Source organism: Vibrio sp. Y176 (assembly GCF_033438945.1).
In genome coordinates this window covers 1-795 of the sequence record NZ_JAWOQS010000361.1, presented here as the reverse complement: position 1 = coordinate 795, position 795 = coordinate 1, and the positions used below count along the sequence as shown (strand labels likewise).

The 795-nt window shown below is 45.5% G+C and carries 1 protein-coding gene and 1 pseudogene; both read left to right on the top strand.

The genetic code is table 11. The features are described 5' to 3' along the window. Window positions 1–217 (top strand): annotated as a pseudogene (locus R7O13_RS26080) (MFS transporter); the annotation flags it as partial. 135 nt (window positions 218–352) lie between these two features. After that, window positions 353–795: pyruvate kinase (locus R7O13_RS26075; RefSeq protein ID WP_318305102.1), on the top strand; the 443-nt coding region annotated here is incomplete at its 3' end.

Below are 795 nucleotides of genomic sequence, written 5' to 3'. Positions count from 1 at the left end.
CATCGCCGCTTCTGGTCAAGAGTTAGCGTCAGCTTCTCTAATCAAAATCACAGAGGTTGATGGCGTAACTAAATACGACTTCTCTCAAGCGCAATATTTCTGGCTGGCTGCTGGTGTGATTTCTCTACTTCTTGCTCTAACAGTTTGGAATGCGAAGAAAGTGGTTGATATCGACCCAGTTGAAGAAAAAGAGCTAGAAGCTCGCCCTAGTCACTAATCCTGACTAAAGCGGGAGGCAACTCCCGCTTACTTCCCCAATGTCTTAAGTTCTTTTGCGAAGAGTGCTTACGAGATTGATAGAAAATCCCCCCCTATTTCTATTTTCCTTTTTAAGTGTCGATTGAGGTGACAAATGTGTAAAACCAAAATTGTGGCTACGCTAGGCCCAGCAAGTGAAAGCCGCGAAACACTAACTAAGTTGATTCGAGCAGGCGCGAACGTAGTCAGACTCAACTTTTCTCACGGAACGGCGCAAGAACACATTGCCCGCGCGAATTTAGTTCGTGAAATTGCGGCTGAACTCGATACTTATGTTGGTGTGTTAGTCGATTTACAAGGCCCTAAGATTCGTATTTCTTGTTTCGAAAATGGCGCAATTCTACTCAATCAAGGCGACGTATTCACGCTGAGCGGCACACTTGACGCACAATCTGGAACCCAAGAAATGGTTGGGCTTGATTACCCAGAGCTGATTCAAGACGTGAACGAAGACGATATTCTGCTGCTAGATGATGGCCGCATTCAGCTAAAAGTAAGCCAAGTACACCGTGACGAGCAGTGGATTAAAACCACAGT